Annotated in this window: 15 protein-coding genes; 9 read left to right on the top strand and 6 right to left on the bottom strand. The window is 39.0% G+C overall.

Annotated elements, in window-relative coordinates; translation table 11 throughout:
- The first annotated feature begins 9 nt into the window (after window positions 1-9).
- The 7 genes from CVT05_RS03230 (at window position 10) to CVT05_RS03200 (ending at window position 7,750) form a co-directional block, all read left to right on the top strand.
- Complete coding sequence (locus tag CVT05_RS03230; RefSeq protein ID WP_107697818.1) at window positions 10-903, top strand: polyprenyl synthetase family protein; 894 nt, start codon at window positions 10-12, stop codon at window positions 901-903.
- Window positions 903-2,186, top strand: a complete 1,284-nt coding sequence (gene hemA / locus CVT05_RS03225) for a glutamyl-tRNA reductase (RefSeq protein ID WP_072594950.1) — start codon at window positions 903-905, stop codon at window positions 2,184-2,186. The genes CVT05_RS03230 and hemA overlap by 1 nt, the downstream gene beginning before the upstream one ends.
- Window positions 2,176-3,876 carry a proline--tRNA ligase gene (locus CVT05_RS03220; RefSeq protein ID WP_107697817.1) on the top strand — a complete coding sequence of 567 codons (1,701 nt, stop codon included), beginning with the start codon at window positions 2,176-2,178 and terminating at the stop codon, window positions 3,874-3,876. The genes hemA and CVT05_RS03220 overlap by 11 nt, the downstream gene beginning before the upstream one ends.
- Window positions 3,873-4,304: an FxsA family protein gene (locus CVT05_RS03215; protein ID WP_107697816.1), complete on the top strand. Its 432-nt coding sequence runs from the start codon at window positions 3,873-3,875 to the stop codon at window positions 4,302-4,304. The genes CVT05_RS03220 and CVT05_RS03215 overlap by 4 nt, the downstream gene beginning before the upstream one ends.
- Window positions 4,305-4,312: 8 nt before the next feature.
- The gene (hemC, locus tag CVT05_RS03210; RefSeq protein ID WP_107697815.1) at window positions 4,313-5,242 is read left to right on the top strand and encodes a hydroxymethylbilane synthase; all 930 of its coding nucleotides are present in this window, start codon (window positions 4,313-4,315) and stop codon (window positions 5,240-5,242) included.
- A 2-nt stretch (window positions 5,243-5,244) separates the two neighbouring features.
- The gene (locus CVT05_RS03205; protein WP_107697814.1) at window positions 5,245-5,610 is read left to right on the top strand and encodes an Imm10 family immunity protein; all 366 of its coding nucleotides are present in this window, start codon (window positions 5,245-5,247) and stop codon (window positions 5,608-5,610) included.
- A 331-nt stretch (window positions 5,611-5,941) separates the two neighbouring features.
- Entirely contained in the window at window positions 5,942-7,750 is a 1,809-nt protein-coding gene (locus CVT05_RS03200; RefSeq protein ID WP_107697813.1) for a menaquinone biosynthesis decarboxylase, read from the top strand.
- Between the two features lie 144 nt (window positions 7,751-7,894).
- On the opposite strand, the gene CVT05_RS03195 is transcribed toward CVT05_RS03200, so the two are convergent.
- From CVT05_RS03195 to CVT05_RS03180, 4 genes are all read right to left on the bottom strand, one after another.
- Complete coding sequence (locus CVT05_RS03195) at window positions 7,895-10,015, bottom strand: RNA degradosome polyphosphate kinase (protein WP_265094342.1); 2,121 nt, start codon at window positions 10,013-10,015, stop codon at window positions 7,895-7,897.
- A gap of 161 nt (window positions 10,016-10,176) precedes the next feature.
- Window positions 10,177-10,761, bottom strand: a complete 585-nt coding sequence (locus CVT05_RS03190; protein ID WP_107697811.1) for an NUDIX domain-containing protein — start codon at window positions 10,759-10,761, stop codon at window positions 10,177-10,179.
- A complete protein-coding gene (mgtE, locus tag CVT05_RS03185) occupies window positions 10,746-12,113 on the bottom strand; it encodes a magnesium transporter (RefSeq protein WP_107697810.1) in 1,368 nt (455 codons plus the stop codon). The genes CVT05_RS03190 and mgtE overlap by 16 nt, the downstream gene beginning before the upstream one ends.
- 9 nt (window positions 12,114-12,122) lie before the next feature.
- A complete protein-coding gene (locus CVT05_RS03180) occupies window positions 12,123-13,292 on the bottom strand; it encodes a peptidoglycan DD-metalloendopeptidase family protein (protein WP_107697809.1) in 1,170 nt (389 codons plus the stop codon).
- A 113-nt stretch (window positions 13,293-13,405) separates the two neighbouring features.
- Between CVT05_RS03180 and CVT05_RS03175 the strand changes: the two genes are divergently transcribed.
- Window positions 13,406-14,128 (top strand): plasminogen-binding N-terminal domain-containing protein, encoded by a 723-nt coding sequence (locus CVT05_RS03175; protein ID WP_107697808.1) that lies wholly within the window; start codon window positions 13,406-13,408, stop codon window positions 14,126-14,128.
- Between the two features lie 3 nt (window positions 14,129-14,131).
- A complete protein-coding gene (locus CVT05_RS03170) occupies window positions 14,132-14,959 on the top strand; it encodes a YihY family inner membrane protein (RefSeq protein ID WP_107697807.1) in 828 nt (275 codons plus the stop codon).
- Between the two features lie 84 nt (window positions 14,960-15,043).
- On the opposite strand, the gene CVT05_RS03165 is transcribed toward CVT05_RS03170, so the two are convergent.
- On the bottom strand, window positions 15,044-16,069 hold the full coding sequence (locus CVT05_RS03165; RefSeq protein ID WP_107697806.1) for a hypothetical protein: 1,026 nt from the start codon (window positions 16,067-16,069) through the stop codon (window positions 15,044-15,046).
- Window positions 16,056-16,772 carry a metallophosphoesterase gene (locus tag CVT05_RS03160; RefSeq protein WP_107697805.1) on the bottom strand — a complete coding sequence of 239 codons (717 nt, stop codon included), beginning with the start codon at window positions 16,770-16,772 and terminating at the stop codon, window positions 16,056-16,058. The genes CVT05_RS03165 and CVT05_RS03160 overlap by 14 nt, the downstream gene beginning before the upstream one ends.
- Window positions 16,773-16,790 lie beyond the last annotated feature (18 nt).

Here is a 16,790-nt window from a genome sequence, read left to right as displayed (position 1 = left end):
AGGATAAAAATGGATAAAATCGATGAAATAATGAGTAAATTTATAAGCGAGCTTGGCTACAAAGAGGCGTTTGAGATGTTTTTAAAGATAAGCTCTGGCAAAAAGCTTCGCTCAAAACTTCTTTTAAAGATCGCAGGCGAGAGTGAAATTTCACTTAAGCTTTGCGCTATCATCGAGCTCATCCACCTTGCAAGCTTGCTTCACGACGACGTCATAGACGAGGCAAATATAAGACGTGGCAAGCCAAGCATAAACGCACTTTTTGGCAGTAAAAACTCAGTCATGCTAGGCGACATCCTCTACTCAAAGGCTTATTTTGAGCTTACAAAATTTGATCCAAGCATCGCAGCTGTCATCTCAGACGCAGTCAGTAAGCTAAGCATCGGTGAGATGATGGATGTGAAAATGGCTGAAAATTTTAATGAAAACGAGCAAGAATACTTAAAAATGATCTATTATAAAACAGCTGTTTTGATAGAGGCCACGGCTATTTGTGGGGCAAAGCTAGCTGGCAAAGATAGCGATAAATTTGGCATTTATGGCAAAAATTTAGGTCTTGCATTTCAGATCGTTGATGATATCTTAGACATCACTCAAGATGAAAAAACGCTTGGCAAACCAGCGCTTAACGACTTTGTCGAGGGCAAAACAACGCTTCCTTACATTTATCTTTATAAGAGCTTAGATGGGGCTAATCAAGCAAAGCTTAGATCGCTTTGGGCAAAGAAGCTAAACGCGAGTGAAATTTCATGGCTAAAAGAGGAATTTGTTAAGACAAATTCGCTTCAAAAAGCGGTGAATGAAGCAAAAAGGCTTGGGACTGAAGCGATAGAATCGATAAAAGAGTATAAAAACGCCGAGCTTGAAGGGATCATAAAAAGCATGATAGATAGGGAATTTTAATGCACTATTTAGATATAAGTTTTACATATAAAAATACTGATATTTCAGTCAGAGAAAAGCTTGCATTCGATAGCGATGAGAAAAAAGAGCAAATTTTAAAACTACTAAGATCAAACAAAAGTATAAACGAATGTATGGTTTTAAACACATGCAACCGCGTCGAGATAATTGCAAGCGTTAGTGATCTAGAAAGTGCAACGACGCATGCGTTTAGATGCATGTCTGTATTTTCAGGTGTTTTTGAAGATGAGCTTTATGAGAGGGCTGATATTTATGAAGATAGCGGAGCCGTGCACCACCTCTTTGCCGTGGCAAGCTCGCTTGATAGCCTAGTCGTCGGCGAAACGCAGATCGTTGGCCAGCTAAAAAATGCTTTTAAATTTGCTTACGATAGCTCAGCTTGCGGCGAACAAATCAGTAAAATCATCCACTATGCATGTAAATGTGCTGCTAAAGTTAGAAATGAAACTCAAATTTCTAAAAACCCTATCTCCGTTTCAAGTGTCGCCGTAGCAAAAGCAAAAGAAATTTTTGGTACGCTTGAAGGCAAAACCGCTATCGTCGTAGGAGCTGGCGAAATGGGCGAACTAGCAGCAAAACACCTAATCTCAAGTGGCGCAGAGGTGATCATTATAAACAGAAGCTCCGAGCGTGTTGAGCAGCTAGTTGATAGCCTTGGTGACAACGCTAGCTGGGATAGCATTTTAAAATTAAAAGAGTATGTAAATAATTACGATCTAATATTTTCAAGCACCGCAGCCCCGCACGCTATCATCACAAACGCTATAATCGAACCGAGAGAATTTCACAGATACTTTTTTGATATTGCCGTACCAAGGGATATTGATCTTATAAATACAGAATTTATTAGCGTCTATACGGTCGATAGTTTAGAGGAGATAGTAAGGAAAAATTTAGCCCTAAGAGAGGAGCAAGCACAAAAAGCTTATTCGATCGTAGGTCAAGGCACAAGCGAATTTTTAAAAATTTTAAAAGAAGATATGAGTGTGCCACTAATAAAATCGATCCGCAAACAAGCTGAAATTTGCGCTAAAAACGAGCTAGAAAAAGCGATAAAAAAAGGATATTTAAAGCATAGTGATTATGAGGAGGCACAAAAGCTCATTCATCAAGTTTTTAAAGCCTTCTTACATCAGCCAACGATGAAGCTAAAAAGCCTTGCGGATGAGGAGAGATCTAGCGAGCTTTCAAATGGAGTTAGATTTTTATTTGATATAAAAGAAGAGCAAAATTTTCAAGTGGGAGATATAGATGAGATTTAGTAAATTTTATGCACCAACGACCAAAGAAGCACCAAAAGACGCCTCTTTACCAAGTCATAAATTTTTAATAAGAGGTGGATTTGTCGAGCAGATAGGCTCTGGTCTTTATAACTATCTACCGCTTGGAAAGATCATGCATGAGAAAATTTCTCGTATCGCACGAGAGGAGATGAATGAGGCTGGAGCGCTAGAGGTGAGCTTTAGCGTGGTTACTTCAGGCGAGCTTTGGAAGCAAAGTGGTCGCTACAACGTCTTTGGTAAGGAGCTTTTGCGCTTTAAAGATAGAAAAGAAAATGACTTTGTTATAAGCCCTACAAATGAAGAGGCAGCCGTTGCTTTGGTACGCGGCAAGGTGACTAGCTACAAGCAGCTACCACTAAATTTATACCAGATAAATACTAAATTTCGTGACGAAGCAAGACCACGCTTTGGCTTGCTAAGAGGACGAGAATTTACAATGAAAGATGCTTATAGCTTTCACTCAAGCAAAGAGGATCTTAAGCGTGAGTTTGACCTTATGGAGGCAACTTATAGTAAAATTTTCACTCGTTTGGGGCTAAATTTTAGAGCCGTTGAGGCTGATAGTGGAGCTATCGGTGGTAGCGGCAGTAAAGAATTTATGGTGCTTGCAAGTAATGGCGAAGATGACATCCTTTGCTGTGAGGCTTGTAAATACGCTGCAAATATAGAGGCTGCTAGAAGGAAAGCTAGAACAACCGATACTGAAGCGCCAGAGGCTGACGCGGCTAAATTTAAAACACCAGATACAAAGACTATAAAAGGTGTGGCTGAGTTTTTTAAAGTTAGCGAGTTTTACTGCATAAAAGCTGTTATTAAAAAAGCTATTTATGAAGACAAAGAAGAGATTGTGGTCTTTTTTGTAAGGGGCGATGATGAGCTTCAAGAGACAAAGGCACAAAATGCTTGCAAGGCGCTTGAACTTGTCGATGCTAGCGAAGAAGAGATTATAAAAGCTGGGCTTGTGGCTGGATTTTGCGGGCCAGTTGGGCTAAAAGATGTGAAATTTTACATAGACAACGAGCTAAAAGGCGCAAATAATATGATATGTGGTGCCAACGAAAAGGATTACCACTTCGTTGGCGTTAGTGTTAGCGGATTTAACGAAGAGAGATTTAAAGACCTTGTAAAGGTAAAAGAGGGTGATAAATGCCCAGAGTGTGGCGGAAATTTAAAACTTAGCAAGGGTATAGAAGTTGGTCATATCTTTCAACTAGGCGATAAATATTCAGCTGCGATGAATGCGACATATCTTGATGAAAACGGTAAGGCTAAGCCATTTTTGATGGGTTGCTACGGCATCGGCATCAGTAGACTAATAGCCGTAATGATAGAGGCTAGCCACGATGAGAAGGGCTGCATCTGGAAAAAAGAGTGCGCACCGTTTGATGTCGAGATTATAATTTCAAATTTAAAAGATGAAGAGGGCGTAAAATTTGCATTTGAGCTTTATGAGAGCCTTAAAAAAGCTGGCGTTAGCGTCATTATCGATGATAGAAACGAGAGATTTGGCGTTAAGATGAATGACTTTGAGCTTATCGGCTTTCCTTATGCGTTACTTGTAGGTAAAGAATTTGCAAATAGCAAGGTTGAGTTTATAACAAGAGATGGTTTAAGCAAAGAAACGATCGACGCAAATGAAGCCTTTAAAAAGATAAAAGAAAGCTTATGAGATTTTTTGCATTTTTATTTTTTTTGATAGAAGCGATATTTATCTATCTTTTTGTTGATAAATTTGGCTTTTTAAACTACTTTTTTGAGGTGCTGGTCTCTGGATTTGTGGGTATCGCACTTCTTTTAAATGCTGGATTTTCTAGCTTAAATTCGCCTCAAGTGGCGTTTAAAAGCTTTCTTGGCGGAAATTTATTTAGCCAGTTAGGACTTAGCTTTGGCGGAATGCTTTTGTTTTTGCCAGGAATTTTAACAGATATTTTTGGTATAGCCGTAGTCGTTTTTTCTTTAGTGTTTAAGAAAAATGCAGCCAAAAACGAGAGCTATCAGGAGTTTAAATTTCAAAATTTTAGCGAACAAAGTACTAAAAAAGATGATGGCGAGATCATCGATGTTGAGGTCATAGAAGAGCCAAAAAGAGTAAATTAGGAGAGACGATGAAAGAGATAAAAATAGCAACTAGAAAGAGTATCTTAGCGCTTTGGCAAAGCGAGCATATTAAAGCTAGAATAGAATCAAAACATAACGATATAAAAGTTGAGCTTATTGGCATGAAGACAAAGGGCGACGTGATCCTTGATACGCCGCTAGCTAAGATCGGCGGCAAAGGGCTTTTTACAAAAGAGCTTGAAGATAGCATGCTAAAAGGCGAGACTGACATCGCGGTGCATAGCCTAAAGGATGTGCCAGTAGTCTTTCCAGAAGGACTTAAACTAGCAGCGATTTGCTCACGTGAGGATACGAGAGATGCGATGATAAGTGAGAAATTTGCTAAATTTAGTGACCTACCGCACGGCGCTAAAGTTGGTACAACGAGCCTACGCCGCAAGATGCAGCTACTTATCATGAGGCCTGATCTTGAGATCATTTCGCTTCGTGGAAATGTGCAAACTAGGCTTAGAAAGCTAAAAGAGGGCGAATTTGACGCGATTATTTTGGCGATGGCTGGCATAAATCGCTTAAATATCAAGGCTGAAGTGGCGCACATCTACACATTTGGCTTTGACGAGATGATACCTGCAATGGGGCAGGGTGCTCTTGGGGTAGAGGCTAGAGATGAGAAGAAAATTTTAGATGAGATCTCTTTTTTAAACGACGAAAATGCGGTTATAGAAACGACTATAGAGCGTGATTTTGTAAGCGTTTTGGAGGGTGGCTGCCAAGTGCCAATAGGCATAAGCGCAAGGCTAAAAGGCGATGAAATTTCTATCGATGCGATCGTTGGCCTGCCTGATGGAAGCGAGTTTATAAAAGATAGCTTAAAAGTTAGCAAAGATAAATTTCAAAGCGTTGGCAAGGAGCTGGCGCATAAATTTATAGAAAAAGGGGCGAAAGAGCTTTTAAGGCGCGCTGAAGAGATGGCGTAAGCGTGTTTGAGCTAAATTTTAAAGCAAAAGCCCTAAGCGCTACCAAAAATAGCAAAGACAACTACTATATGATCGGTCTTGCAGACGACAAATATGACTACAAAAACTACATAATCTTTCAAAGACCGATCAAACTAAAAAAAGGCGACAACGAAAACGCCGAGATAAACGGCCTATACGCCGAGTGCAATGGCGACATTTGCTACAACGCTTGCAAGCGGGTTAAGATCACTGATAAAACTATCATTTTTGAGGTGCAAGATAGCGTTATTAGCGTTGATATAGAGGGTGTTAAGCTTAGTGAGCGCTTTATGAAATATAGCAAAGAGATATTTGGCCAACTGCTAAAATGTAGCATATTGGAGTAATTTAAAAAATTACTGCCGTTTTTAGAACCACGATACCATCTAGTGCTTAACCTAACAAAAAATTTGCAATGAATTACTTTGAAAAAACATAAGTATGCCGGCCATGTGTGGCTGTGCGTTGAACGCTAGTTTACAGACATTCGACAATGGAGTATAAATTTAGATCTTGCGTCTATTTAAACGGCGAAGCAATATCGCAAAGGTGGCTCCGAGATAACGATCAAATATTCTGATAGCTATCGGTGTGTGCGGTAGATAATAGCCATCCGCTTTGCTTCGCCTTTTTCAGCTATTTTTGGCTAAAATCGCCCAAAAATCAAAAAGGCAAAATATGGACTACATCAAGCTTTTAAAAGAAAATAATCTACTTCGTGTTATCGATGAGCCAACAGACATTGATCTTGAGATCGCACACGCTAGCTATATCGAGGTTAAGCGTGAGGGCTCGCAAGCGCTACTTTTTAAAAACCCAGTTTGCAAAAAAACTGGGCGTAAATTTGCACCAGTGCTTACAAATATCTATGGCTCAAAACACGCGCTTGAGCTTATCTTTGGGCTAAAGCCTGATGAGATCGCAGATGAGATAGAAAAGCTTTTAAAGCCCAGAAAACCTCATAATCTCAAAGAAAAGCTTGATTTTTTAACCTATCTTTTTAATATGAGAAAAATTTTCACTAAGAGATTAAAAGGCGAGGGCGAGTGCCAGCAGGTAAAATTTATAGGTGAAGATGCTGATTTGCTATCACTTCCAGCACTAAAAACATGGCCACATGATGGTGGCGCTTTTATTACGATGGGGCAGGTCTATACGCAAAGCTTAGACGGCGCTTTGCAAAATTTAGGTATGTACCGCCTACAAATTTATGACAAAAACCGCCTTGGCATGCACTGGCAGATCCACAAAGACGGTGCAAATTTCTTTCACGAGTACAAGCGTGCAGGCAAAAAGATGCCAGTTTCAGTAGCCATTGGCGGTGATCCGCTTTATATTTGGTGTGGGCAAGCACCGCTTCCAAAGGGAGTTTTTGAACTTTTGCTTTATGGTTTTATCCGCAAAGAGCCAGCCAAACTTGTAAAATCCTTAACGAATGAAATTTGCGTCCCGCACGATGCAGACTACGTGATAGAGGGTTTCGTGGATACTACTAAGAGCGAACTCGAGGGGCCATTTGGCGATCACACGGGCTTTTATACGCCTATCGAGCCTTTTCCGGTGATGGATGTAACGGCGATAACTAGCAAGCGTGAGCCTATATTTCACGCGACTGTGGTTGGAAAGCCGCCACTTGAGGATAAATATATGGGCTGGGCGACTGAGCGGGTTTTTTTGCCACTTTTGCGAACAACCGTGCCTGAACTACTGGACTACAATATGCCTGAAAATGGCGTTTTTCACAACCTAATCTTGGCCAAGATAAATACGCTCTATCCAGCTCATGCAAAGCAGGCCATGCACGCATTTTGGGGCGTTGGACAGATGAGCTTTGTAAAACATGCCATTTTTGTTGAAGCCGATGCGCCTGAACTTAAAGATTATGATGAATTTACTAGCTTTGTTTTAAATCGTTTTGGTAGCCAGAGTGTGCTAATAAGCCAAGGTGTGTGCGATCAGCTTGATCATGCTAGTCCAAATTCGTGTTTTGGTGGCAAACTCGGCGTAGATGCGACGCAAGACTTTTGTAAATTTATCCCTATGGCTTTAAGCGACAGTGAGCTTTTGGCTAAATTTCAAAGCGTTACGCCAAATGTAAAAGAGCTTAAGCAGTTTAAAACGGATACCAAAACACCTATTTGTGTGGTGAAATTTGAAAAAGACTGTGTGGTAAAAGAGCTTTTTGAAAAGCTTTTGGCATTTAGAGAATTCTTCAAACTCCTCATTGTAGTGGATATGCAAAATCACCTTGAAAACCAATATATGCTACTTTGGCGTGTGACAAACAATATCGATGCTTTGCGTGATATTTTCATAGATGGTGAAAATTTCTGCGTAGATGCCACTAGTAAAGATGAGCGCGAAGGATATACTAGAGGCTGGCCGCTACAAACGGATTGTGACCGCGAAGTAGTTGCTGATCTAGTTAAGCGCGGTATCGTAAAAGACGAGCCAGAGTTATTTAAAAAATTTGAAATATTTGGCTAGCTTTGAGGTACTCAAGTAAATTTATAAATTTTGCTTTTTGCTGTGGATTTGAAATTTTTAATAAGACTTGCTTAATCAAACGCTAGTGTTTTTATGCTAATTTAAAAATAGCTTTTAGACCCAGTCTAAAAGCTTAATTTGTTTTTAGCTCTCTTTTAAGAGCTTGCTTGCGAGCATATCGGCTTTTGCTTTATCTGTATCTTTTTTTACGGATTTGTAAATTTTAGATATATAGTTTTCCAAAACTTCGTGGCAAGATATTACTTTTTCATTTTCACTTCTTGCTACTTTTACGTATTCACCGCTATTTTGTAGCTCAAAAGCTAGGTCATTATCGCTTAGCTGAAGTTCTAAAATTTCAAGTAGTCTCTCTTGAAGTCTTGGCTCAAAAATAGGCGTCATAAGCTCTAAGCGACGCTCTAAATTTCTTGGCATCCAGTCAGCACTTGAGATGTAAATTTTTGGCTGAGCATGTTTAAAATATAAAATTCTAGCGTGTTCTAAGTATTTGCCTATAATAGAGCGAACTTTTATGTTTTCACTTTTGCCTTTTATGCCAGGCCTTAGTCCGCACACACCACGAACTATAAGATCGATCTTCACGCCTGCGTTTGATGCGCGGCTAAGCTCATTTATCACATCTTCATCGATCAGAGCATTCATTTTGGCGATGATCCTGCCTTCACTACCTTTGCTAACCTCCACCCTTATCTTTTCGATAATGCGCTCTTTTATCTGAAAAGGCGACATGCTAAGAGCGTTTAAACGGCGATTTTTATTATATCCTGAGAGGATGTGAAAAAACGAAGTCGTATCCTGGCTAAATTCTTCTTTGCTCGTAAATAGACTAACGTCAGTATAAATTTTAGCCGAACTGCCGTTGTAGTTGCCTGTGCCAAAATGCATATAAAATTTAAGCTTATCGCCGATTTGGCGGATGACCTGGCTAACTTTTGCATGCACCTTAAAGCCTGTGATGCCGTATATCACGTGCGCTCCAGCGTCTTCAAGCGCCTTTGCCCAGTGCAGGTTATTTTCCTCATCAAACCTTGCTTTTAGCTCAACCATTACAGTTACTTGCTTGCCGTCACTTGCGGCGTCTATTAGGCTTTGAATTATTGGTGAGCTTTTATCGACTCTATAAAGTGTCATTCTAATAGATATGACTTTTGGATCTTTGCTAGCTTCTTTTATAAAGCTTACAACTGGATCAAAACTCTCAAATGGATGCACTAAGAGCACATCTTCTTTATCTATGGCGTCAAATACTGAGATACCATTGCCAAATGGCGGTAGCGTTTTTGGAACGTAAGGCGCATTTGCCAGGTGGGTAAAATTTTTACTTCCAGCTATCTCCCAAAGTGAGCTAAGAGTGAGCGGAATACTTGAAAAATAGACATCTTTATGAAAAATTTTCATATGAAAATTTAAGAAGTCCAAGATATCAGCGTCTACGTTTTTATCAATTTGCATACGAACAAAAGCCCCTTTTCTGCGAAGCTTTAGTCCTTGCTCAAGTATCATCATAAAATCATCCGCTTCTTCTTCTTCGATGACGATATCAGCGTTTCTTGTCACTCTAAAAGCAGCCGAGCTAAGTAGCTTATACCCTGGAAAAATTTCTTCTGCATGGCGATGTACGATCGTTTCAATCGGCACAAAAACATTGCTACTTGGCTGTGTAAAACGTGGCAAGACTCTTGAAATTCTTATCATGCCGTATTTTAAAATTTCTGGATGCTCGATATCAGCAAGCTTAACTGCAAGCGAGAAGCTAAGGTTGTTTAGGTGCGGAAATGGATGAGTCGCATCGACAGCGATAGGCACGATGACTGGCAAGATATTTGAGAAAAAGTATTCGTCGCACTTTTGCTTCAAGCTATCATCAAGCTCGTCATAATTTTTTATAAAAAGCCCCTCTTTGCTAAGAGCATTTACTGTTTTTTTATAGTGATCTTCTACTAAATTTTGCTCATTTTGTAAATATTTTCTAATCTCTCTTAGCTGATCAAGTGGGCTCATGCCATCGCCACTGCTTGTAGTAGCTCCAGCTGCAAAAAGCTGCTTTAAGCCAGCGACTCTTATCATATAAAACTCGTCTAGATTTGTCATATAAATAGCTATAAATTTTAGCTTTTCAAGTAAAGGGATTTCCTTTTCACACTGAGCGAGCACCCTTGAATTAAAGCGTAGCCAGCTTAATTCTCGGTTTATAAAAAGAGTTTCGTTTTCGCTCATCATCTTCTCCTTGTGTTTTTTGGTTATTTTATGATAAATGCGGTTATAAAGTTCTTACTTTATTTAAAATTTTGGTTACAATAAGCCAAAACTTAAATTTAAAGGCTTATTATGTCTGATTATGTGATATTAGTTGGTATCTTTTTAGTGGTAGTCGTTGTTTTTGCGCTTATTAAAAAGATATCGTTTTAGCTTTTAAATTTCTCCCACCACAAATAAGCAAAGATAAGCCCAAAACCCTTGACTTTGCTCTCGTCAAAGGCAAATTTCATCATATCTTCTCGTTTTATGAAAACAAGCTCGATATCTTCGCCATCGACGCCACCGCCAGAATTTACCTTCATGCTCTCATCGATCTTTGCGTAAAACATAGTTTGTGTGTTGCCTCCAAAGCCAAAAGCACCGTATGTCATAGTAATGCGCTCTATATCTTTTAGCTCATAGCCCACTTCTTCGACCGCCTCTTCTCTAGCTGTTTGCTCTTCGCTAAGTCCTTTATCCATAAGCCCTGCGCAAAGCTCGTAAGTAAAGCCTTGCTCATTTGTCTTGATGCCTTCTTTCTCTTGCGAGTACCAAACAGCAGGACGAAACTGCTTTACAAACAAAAAGGCATCTTTTTGCTCGTGATATAAAAAAATACTAACACTATTCATCACTTTTACGCAGTCCCAGTCTCTTTGGACACCATTTTGCATAAATTTCATCTTAAATGGCTTTAGGTATTTTGACTCATCAAGAGGTAGAATTTCTAAATTAGTTATAGTAGTATCCATTTTGCAAGTCCTAAAAAGCTAAAAAATCCTATCGCATCAGTAAAAGTAGTAAGAATGACGGCTGAGCCGACTGCAGGATCTATGTTAAAGCGCCTTAGCGTTAAAGGTATGATCGTGCCAAAAAAGCCAGCAAAGAATAAATTCGTAACCATGCTAAGCCCAATAACAACGCCAAGCATACCTTTGTCAAACCAAACAGAGGCGATTATGCCCATTACCACACCAAAGATTAGTCCATTTATGAGTGAAATACTAACCTCGCGTTTTAAAACATTTTTGGCATCTTTAAACTCGATCTCGCCAAGTGCCAATCGACGAACCGTAACGGCAAGCGCTTGTGTGCCGGTATTTCCGCCCATTGATGCAACTATTGGCATTAAAACAGCAAGAGCGACGTAGGCTGCGATTGTCTCGTCAAAAAGTCCGATTATAGACGAGCTAAAAAGAGCTGTTAGTAAATTTACGCCAAGCCAAACCGCACGACCACGACCAGCTTTAAAAAGCGTATCGTCCTCTTCTGACTCGTCATCAACGCCGGCTAGGTTATAAATTTGCTCTGTTGCACTCTCTTGGATGTAGTCATGGATGTCATCAGACGTGATACGACCAAGCAAAATTCCAGTGCTACTTGTAACTGCAATAACATTTAAATCGTACTCTTGAAACATATCAGCGACATCTTGCATGAGATCCATATCATTTGCCATGTGAGGCTTGTAGTGGTCGATCTGGGTTGATTCGATATTTTGTTTTAGCGTTTTTGTGAAGTCAAAAAGGATGAGATCTTCAAGCGGGATGGCGTATTGCAAGACGCTATTTTTATCGATGATGAAAAGCTGTGAGACGTTTTCTAGTTTTCCTTCTTGCTTCTCTTGTCTTAGTCTTGCAACTGCGCTGCCAAGCTTCTCTTCAAGATGAGCTGAAAATAGCTCTGTTTGCATGTGCGCACCAGCTCTATCCTCATCGTAGCTTCTAAGTCTTAAAATTTCGTTTTGATTTTCTTTATCTAGCTCGTTAAAAAGCTCTCTAGCCTTGTCCTCATCGATATCTTCGATGTATTGGAGTAGGTCAGTAGCATCGTCACTCTCTAGCTCTTCGAGCGCTTCTACGATCTTTTCAGCCGGGAGCGTGTCGATCACGTCTTTTAGCATGTGATCAGGTAACTCTATCGCCACGTCACCCAAAATTTCAGGATCTAGCTTTTCAAGATACTTGGCAAAAAGCTCCTCGTCGTGCTTTTTAAGTGTTTTTAGGTGCTGGGCTAGCTCGTATGCAGAGAGCTCGCCGTCTTCTAAATTTTCATCTAAATGCTGATCTATCAGCTCTTTTGCTTCTTCTAGTTCTTGGCTCAAGTTTTACCCTTAAAATTCTATTACATTAGGAAAAAATTCCACTTTGTGATACTCTTTTTCATTGCTTAAAGCATTTTTTATTAGCTCGTCATTTTTGCTAACAACTGCTTTAAATTTGGCTGATTCTTTCTTGTCTTCAAGGCTTTTAACAACCTTTATTGCACTTTCTGGATTGATAGGTTTATTGTCTCTATAAAGACCAAAGTGAAGGTGCGGTCCTGTGCTCATACCACTTGTTCCAACGTAGGCTATGAGCGTACCTTGCTTGACTTTTAGACCACCTTTTATGCCTTTAGCAAAGCCATTTAGGTGAGCATAAAGTGTCTCATAGCCACCAGCATGAGAGATGATAACGGTTCTGCCATATCCACTTTTTTGTCCGACAAATTTAACCGTGCCATCGCCTGCGGCTTTGATTGGTGTTCCTTTTGGAGCACCGTAGTCAACGCCAAGGTGCGCTCTATATCTTTGTAAAATAGGGTGCCATCTTTTTAGGGTAAAAGCTGATGTGATTCTAGCGTTTGCAAGAGGGCGGACTAGTAAAAATTTATCATTTTTCTTACCGTTTTTATCATAAAATTTATCTTCAAATTTATACATAACGTATCGTTTATTTTTTGTTTCTATCATCGCAGCATAAATTTCTGGAGTGCCAAAAGAGCGGCCCATGCGTATTTTTTGATTATAAACGATAGCAATCGTATCGCCTTTGTTTATCTTTTTAAAATCAATGCCACTTCCTTTAAAAATTTCCTTAAAGCCAAGAGCTAATGTGCCAGAGCCAGTGTAGTCAAAAATGTCTTCTGAGACTGATTTGTCCACCTTTAAGGCTAAAAATTTATCCTCACTTTGATAAGAGATGGGAAGAAATTCGAGCTTAAATTTATCATTGTCATCTCTAAAAATATGCATTTGAAGCTCGTCACTAACAGGGATTAGTACTTGTTTAGTGTTACCGTTGTCGTCTTTATAAATTTGATACTTTGTGCCAGCGATGATCTCTTCTGTTAGCTCTTGATCTTCGGTTGCTAAGTTATAGTAAAGTGAAAGTGGGATTTTGTTTGTCTCTAAGAAATTTAAGAAGTTACTTCCATTTGGCCAGCTAAGCTCTTCGACACTTGGCTTTATAGCGTATAAATTTATAGATAATATTGCAAAAATTATAAAAATACGAGGCATTAATGTCCTTTTAAAAAGCTGGTGGGATTTTAACTAAAACTTGCTTTAATTTTGCAAAAGATAAAGCATTTTAGGCTATAATCGCTCTAAAAATTTAAACCTAGGAGATATTTTTGAAACGTATATTTGTGATTTTATCGCTAGTTTTTGGCTTTGCTTTTGGGGCTGATTTTTCTTTAAATGAGTATAGAACTCCTATAATTAGCGTCGATAGTGATGGCACAGCGACGATAGTTGATAGTCCAGAAATTTTAATCGGCTCAAGTGGTGTCGTACTTCATAAATTTGATACTGATAGCTCTATCATTGCAAGAGTTAGTGTTATATCAAAAAATTCTGGCTTTGCTAAGATTAGATTTGAGGTGTTTGATCTGCTTGAGCAAAAGGCTCTCCCGCTTCCAGGCATTGCACCTGCAAATGGCGATATGGTCGTGCTAAACTATCTTTATAACCGCTCATTAATCATCGTGCCAAATAAAGAAATTTACGAAGAGATCACATCTGCGTTTCCAAATATGATATTTATTCATCCAGATCTTATTGGAGCGTATCTAAGCTACGAATACAAGCCAAATCCAAACAGAGATGACTTTAGAAAAATGTGCGCTCAAAGTGCAGCCGGTCTAATTTTCGTAGCAATGGATGGCAGAAGTGTTTTTGCCGATTGTCAAAGCTTTAAAGTACTAAAAGAATTTAAAAGTGGCGAGGTTGAGTACTATCAGCTACCATTTTATACAAGAGTTAGCGACATAGACACTGTGTTTTGGAAGCTAAATAGTGAGCATATCAACAACTACGACGCTCACTACGAAAAACTTTTTGAAGAAGATAACTGATAAATGAGCCGTTTGTCCTTAAGTAAGCAAAGCTTAAAAGAGTTCTTAAATTTGCTCCCAACGCTTAAGGACAAAGAGCTCTTTCACTACGCCTCAAGCCTTAGTTTTCATACGATTTTATCGATCATTCCGATACTTCTTATATCGTTTTCTATCTTTACAAAACTGCCTAGTTTTGAGGATTATTACGCCAAGATTCAGGACTTTATATTTTCGGCTCTTTTGCCAAGTAACCAAGAGATCATCTCGAACTATTTGCAAAATTTCTTACAAAATAGCGGAAATTTAGGCTTAGTTGGCTTTGTGGCGATGATATTTACATCAGCCATGTTCTTTAGCGACTACGAGTATGTAGTTTTGAAAGTGACACGTGCAAATAAGGCTAGAGGATTTTGGTCAGCACTTAGCTCGTATTGGACGCTTATCACACTCGCGCCACTTGGTCTTGCTGGTAGTTTTTATCTTTCAAGCCTCATTCAAGAGATGCTAAACTCAAACGTGATCACAAACTCGATAAATTTTTTAAGCATATTCCCATATCTCATCATTTGGGCGATATTTTGCATCACATATCTCATCTCAGTAAATGACGAGATAAAATTTAAGAGCGCATTTTTTAGCTCATTTGCCGCCTCGCTTGTTTGGTATATTGGCAAGTCGGCCTTTGTCTATTATGTCCTTTATAATAAAACCTATCTAAGCGTTTATGGCTCGTTTTCAGCAGTGCTTTTCTTCTTTGTCTGGATCTACATCTCGTGGATCATCTTTTTATATGGGCTAAAGCTTTGTGCTTATCTCTCAAACAGCTCAAAATTTAAAAGACAAATTTAATAGTTAGTACCAGCTGGCAATATATTTTTATAAATTTATCAGCTGGCGTGATTTGTATTATTTTATGTAGAATCTTATGTAAAATCAGCGTTTAAACTCGCAAATTTCTATCTTTACGCCAAGATCTTTGCTAAATTCTTTAGCCTTTTTCTCTAGCTCGTCTTTGTCAAAGCAGATAAGATCTATGTAAGATCGCATCTCGCCATTTGCTTCACCTATGATCTCGCAAATTTCACTCTCTTTTAGCGCATCTGAAATTTTATTTTTGCTATCAACGCCAAACTGTATGTCGCCACCGTGAGATATGGCTAAAAAGCAAAAATTTATGCCAAGCTCAAAAGCTTCGTTATAGGTATCGCTTGCGCCGTCGTAGTATTCGTTTAGTAGCTCGCTAATAGATGTATATCCTGTGAAAACGTCGTCACGTAGCTTGTTTGAGCGAGGTTCTAGCTCATAGACTATAAAATTCTTAAGCGGCTCGTTTGAGGCTTCTTTACCAAATTTCTCATCTATAAGATCGGCAAAGTCGATCAGTGGCACGCCTTTTTCTCTTGGTTTGTCTATTATCTCAAATTCTCCAAGCATATTTATCATGATCATCTCGCCAACTACGTTGTCACAAAGTATGAGCGATAATGTATATGCCTTATTTTCATCTTCACTTTTAAGCTTACTTAGAGTTTCGTTATATAGGCACATATCTACGCTTTTGTCATTAAATTTTGCATAGACCATGACCTCATTTGCATCAACGCTTACGCCATACATCTGTATAGTAGCGACGTTTCGTGGTGCACGTGGTTTGCCAAGTGTGCAAGTAAGCTTTGCCCCATACTCTTTTGGCGTGCGTGATTTGATAAATTTAAGCCACAAAAGCCTATGTTTAAGTCCTTCTGGAGTGAGTACTAGATCGATCTTGTCGTCTATAAGTCCTATCATAAATGTCGGATCAACTAAACATAAATTTAGCGCCTCTTCGGTCATTTTACTCGCAGCTTCAAAATTTTTATCTTCTAAATTTTGTTTGATGGCGTCTAAATTTTTACCAAATTCGCTCCAAAATTTATCAACTCTGCTTGCAAAGCTAGAACTCTTTTTAGAAAACCACATCTTTATCCTTTTTGTTAAAATTTTCAACATTTTTTTGCGTATAAATTTTCATCGATGGAAATTCTAAAGCACAAAGCTTATCGTATCCTTCTTGATTATAAACACAGCCAGTGTCGATATTAGCGCTATTTGTATAGAGCCTAGCCTTGCGCACTGGTGTGTGTCCGTAGACATTAAATACGCCTTTTACTTGCGTCATATCGCCTCTGCCTGATAGTGCATGCCTTCTAAACTCGTCTCTTGATCTATCATCATCTCTTAAGTCCCAAAATTTACCAACGGCCGAGTGAGAGACGACTAAATGCTCGCCATTTTGGTTTTTACACTCTTTAAACTCCATATAAACTGGCCTTTGATCTAAAAAATCAATATGCCTTTGCTTGAACCCCACGCTTTGGCCAAGGTATGATCCATATGTCGCCACGCCACCATTGTTGAAAAACCAACTCGTGTCAAATGGTGCTTGGTTGTTTAAAAATTCATATTTATTGCTTAGCAACCTTCTTTCGTGGTTTCCCATTACCATTTTATAGTTATTTTGTATGATAAGCTCGACTACATCGCAACTAAAAAGCCCCCGATCTATCACATCTCCGACAAAGCAAATTTGTGATTTTTCTTTGTCTGGAAACTGCTTGATAAGCTCTAAAAGTGTATTAAAACAGCCGTGCACATCGCCTATGATATAAATTTGCTTGCTCAATTTTTCTCCTTTGTGCCA

It is taken from the genome of Campylobacter concisus (assembly GCF_003049705.1).
GTDB lineage: Bacteria > Campylobacterota > Campylobacteria > Campylobacterales > Campylobacteraceae > Campylobacter_A > Campylobacter_A concisus_AR.
The sequence above is the reverse complement of the archived record's forward strand: the minus strand, read 5'-3'. Positions and strand labels throughout refer to the sequence as shown.

Bases quoted from the DNA above. Each gene is read 5' to 3' on its own strand.
- CVT05_RS03170 (WP_107697807.1), top strand. From the start codon at position 14,132: ATGAGCCGTTTGTCCTTAAGTAAGCAAAGCTTAAAAGAGTTCTTAAAT.
- hemC (WP_107697815.1), top strand. From the start codon at position 4,313: ATGAAAGAGATAAAAATAGCAACTAGAAAGAGTATCTTAGCGCTTTGG.
- CVT05_RS03220 (WP_107697817.1), top strand. From the start codon at position 2,176: ATGAGATTTAGTAAATTTTATGCACCAACGACCAAAGAAGCACCAAAA.
- CVT05_RS03165 (WP_107697806.1), bottom strand. From the start codon at position 16,069: ATGTGGTTTTCTAAAAAGAGTTCTAGCTTTGCAAGCAGAGTTGATAAA.
- CVT05_RS03190 (WP_107697811.1), bottom strand. From the start codon at position 10,761: ATGGATACTACTATAACTAATTTAGAAATTCTACCTCTTGATGAGTCA.
- hemA (WP_072594950.1), top strand. From the start codon at position 903: ATGCACTATTTAGATATAAGTTTTACATATAAAAATACTGATATTTCA.
- CVT05_RS03230 (WP_107697818.1), top strand. From the start codon at position 10: ATGGATAAAATCGATGAAATAATGAGTAAATTTATAAGCGAGCTTGGC.
- CVT05_RS03180 (WP_107697809.1), bottom strand. From the start codon at position 13,292: ATGCCTCGTATTTTTATAATTTTTGCAATATTATCTATAAATTTATAC.
- CVT05_RS03215 (WP_107697816.1), top strand. From the start codon at position 3,873: ATGAGATTTTTTGCATTTTTATTTTTTTTGATAGAAGCGATATTTATC.
- CVT05_RS03200 (WP_107697813.1), top strand. From the start codon at position 5,942: ATGGACTACATCAAGCTTTTAAAAGAAAATAATCTACTTCGTGTTATC.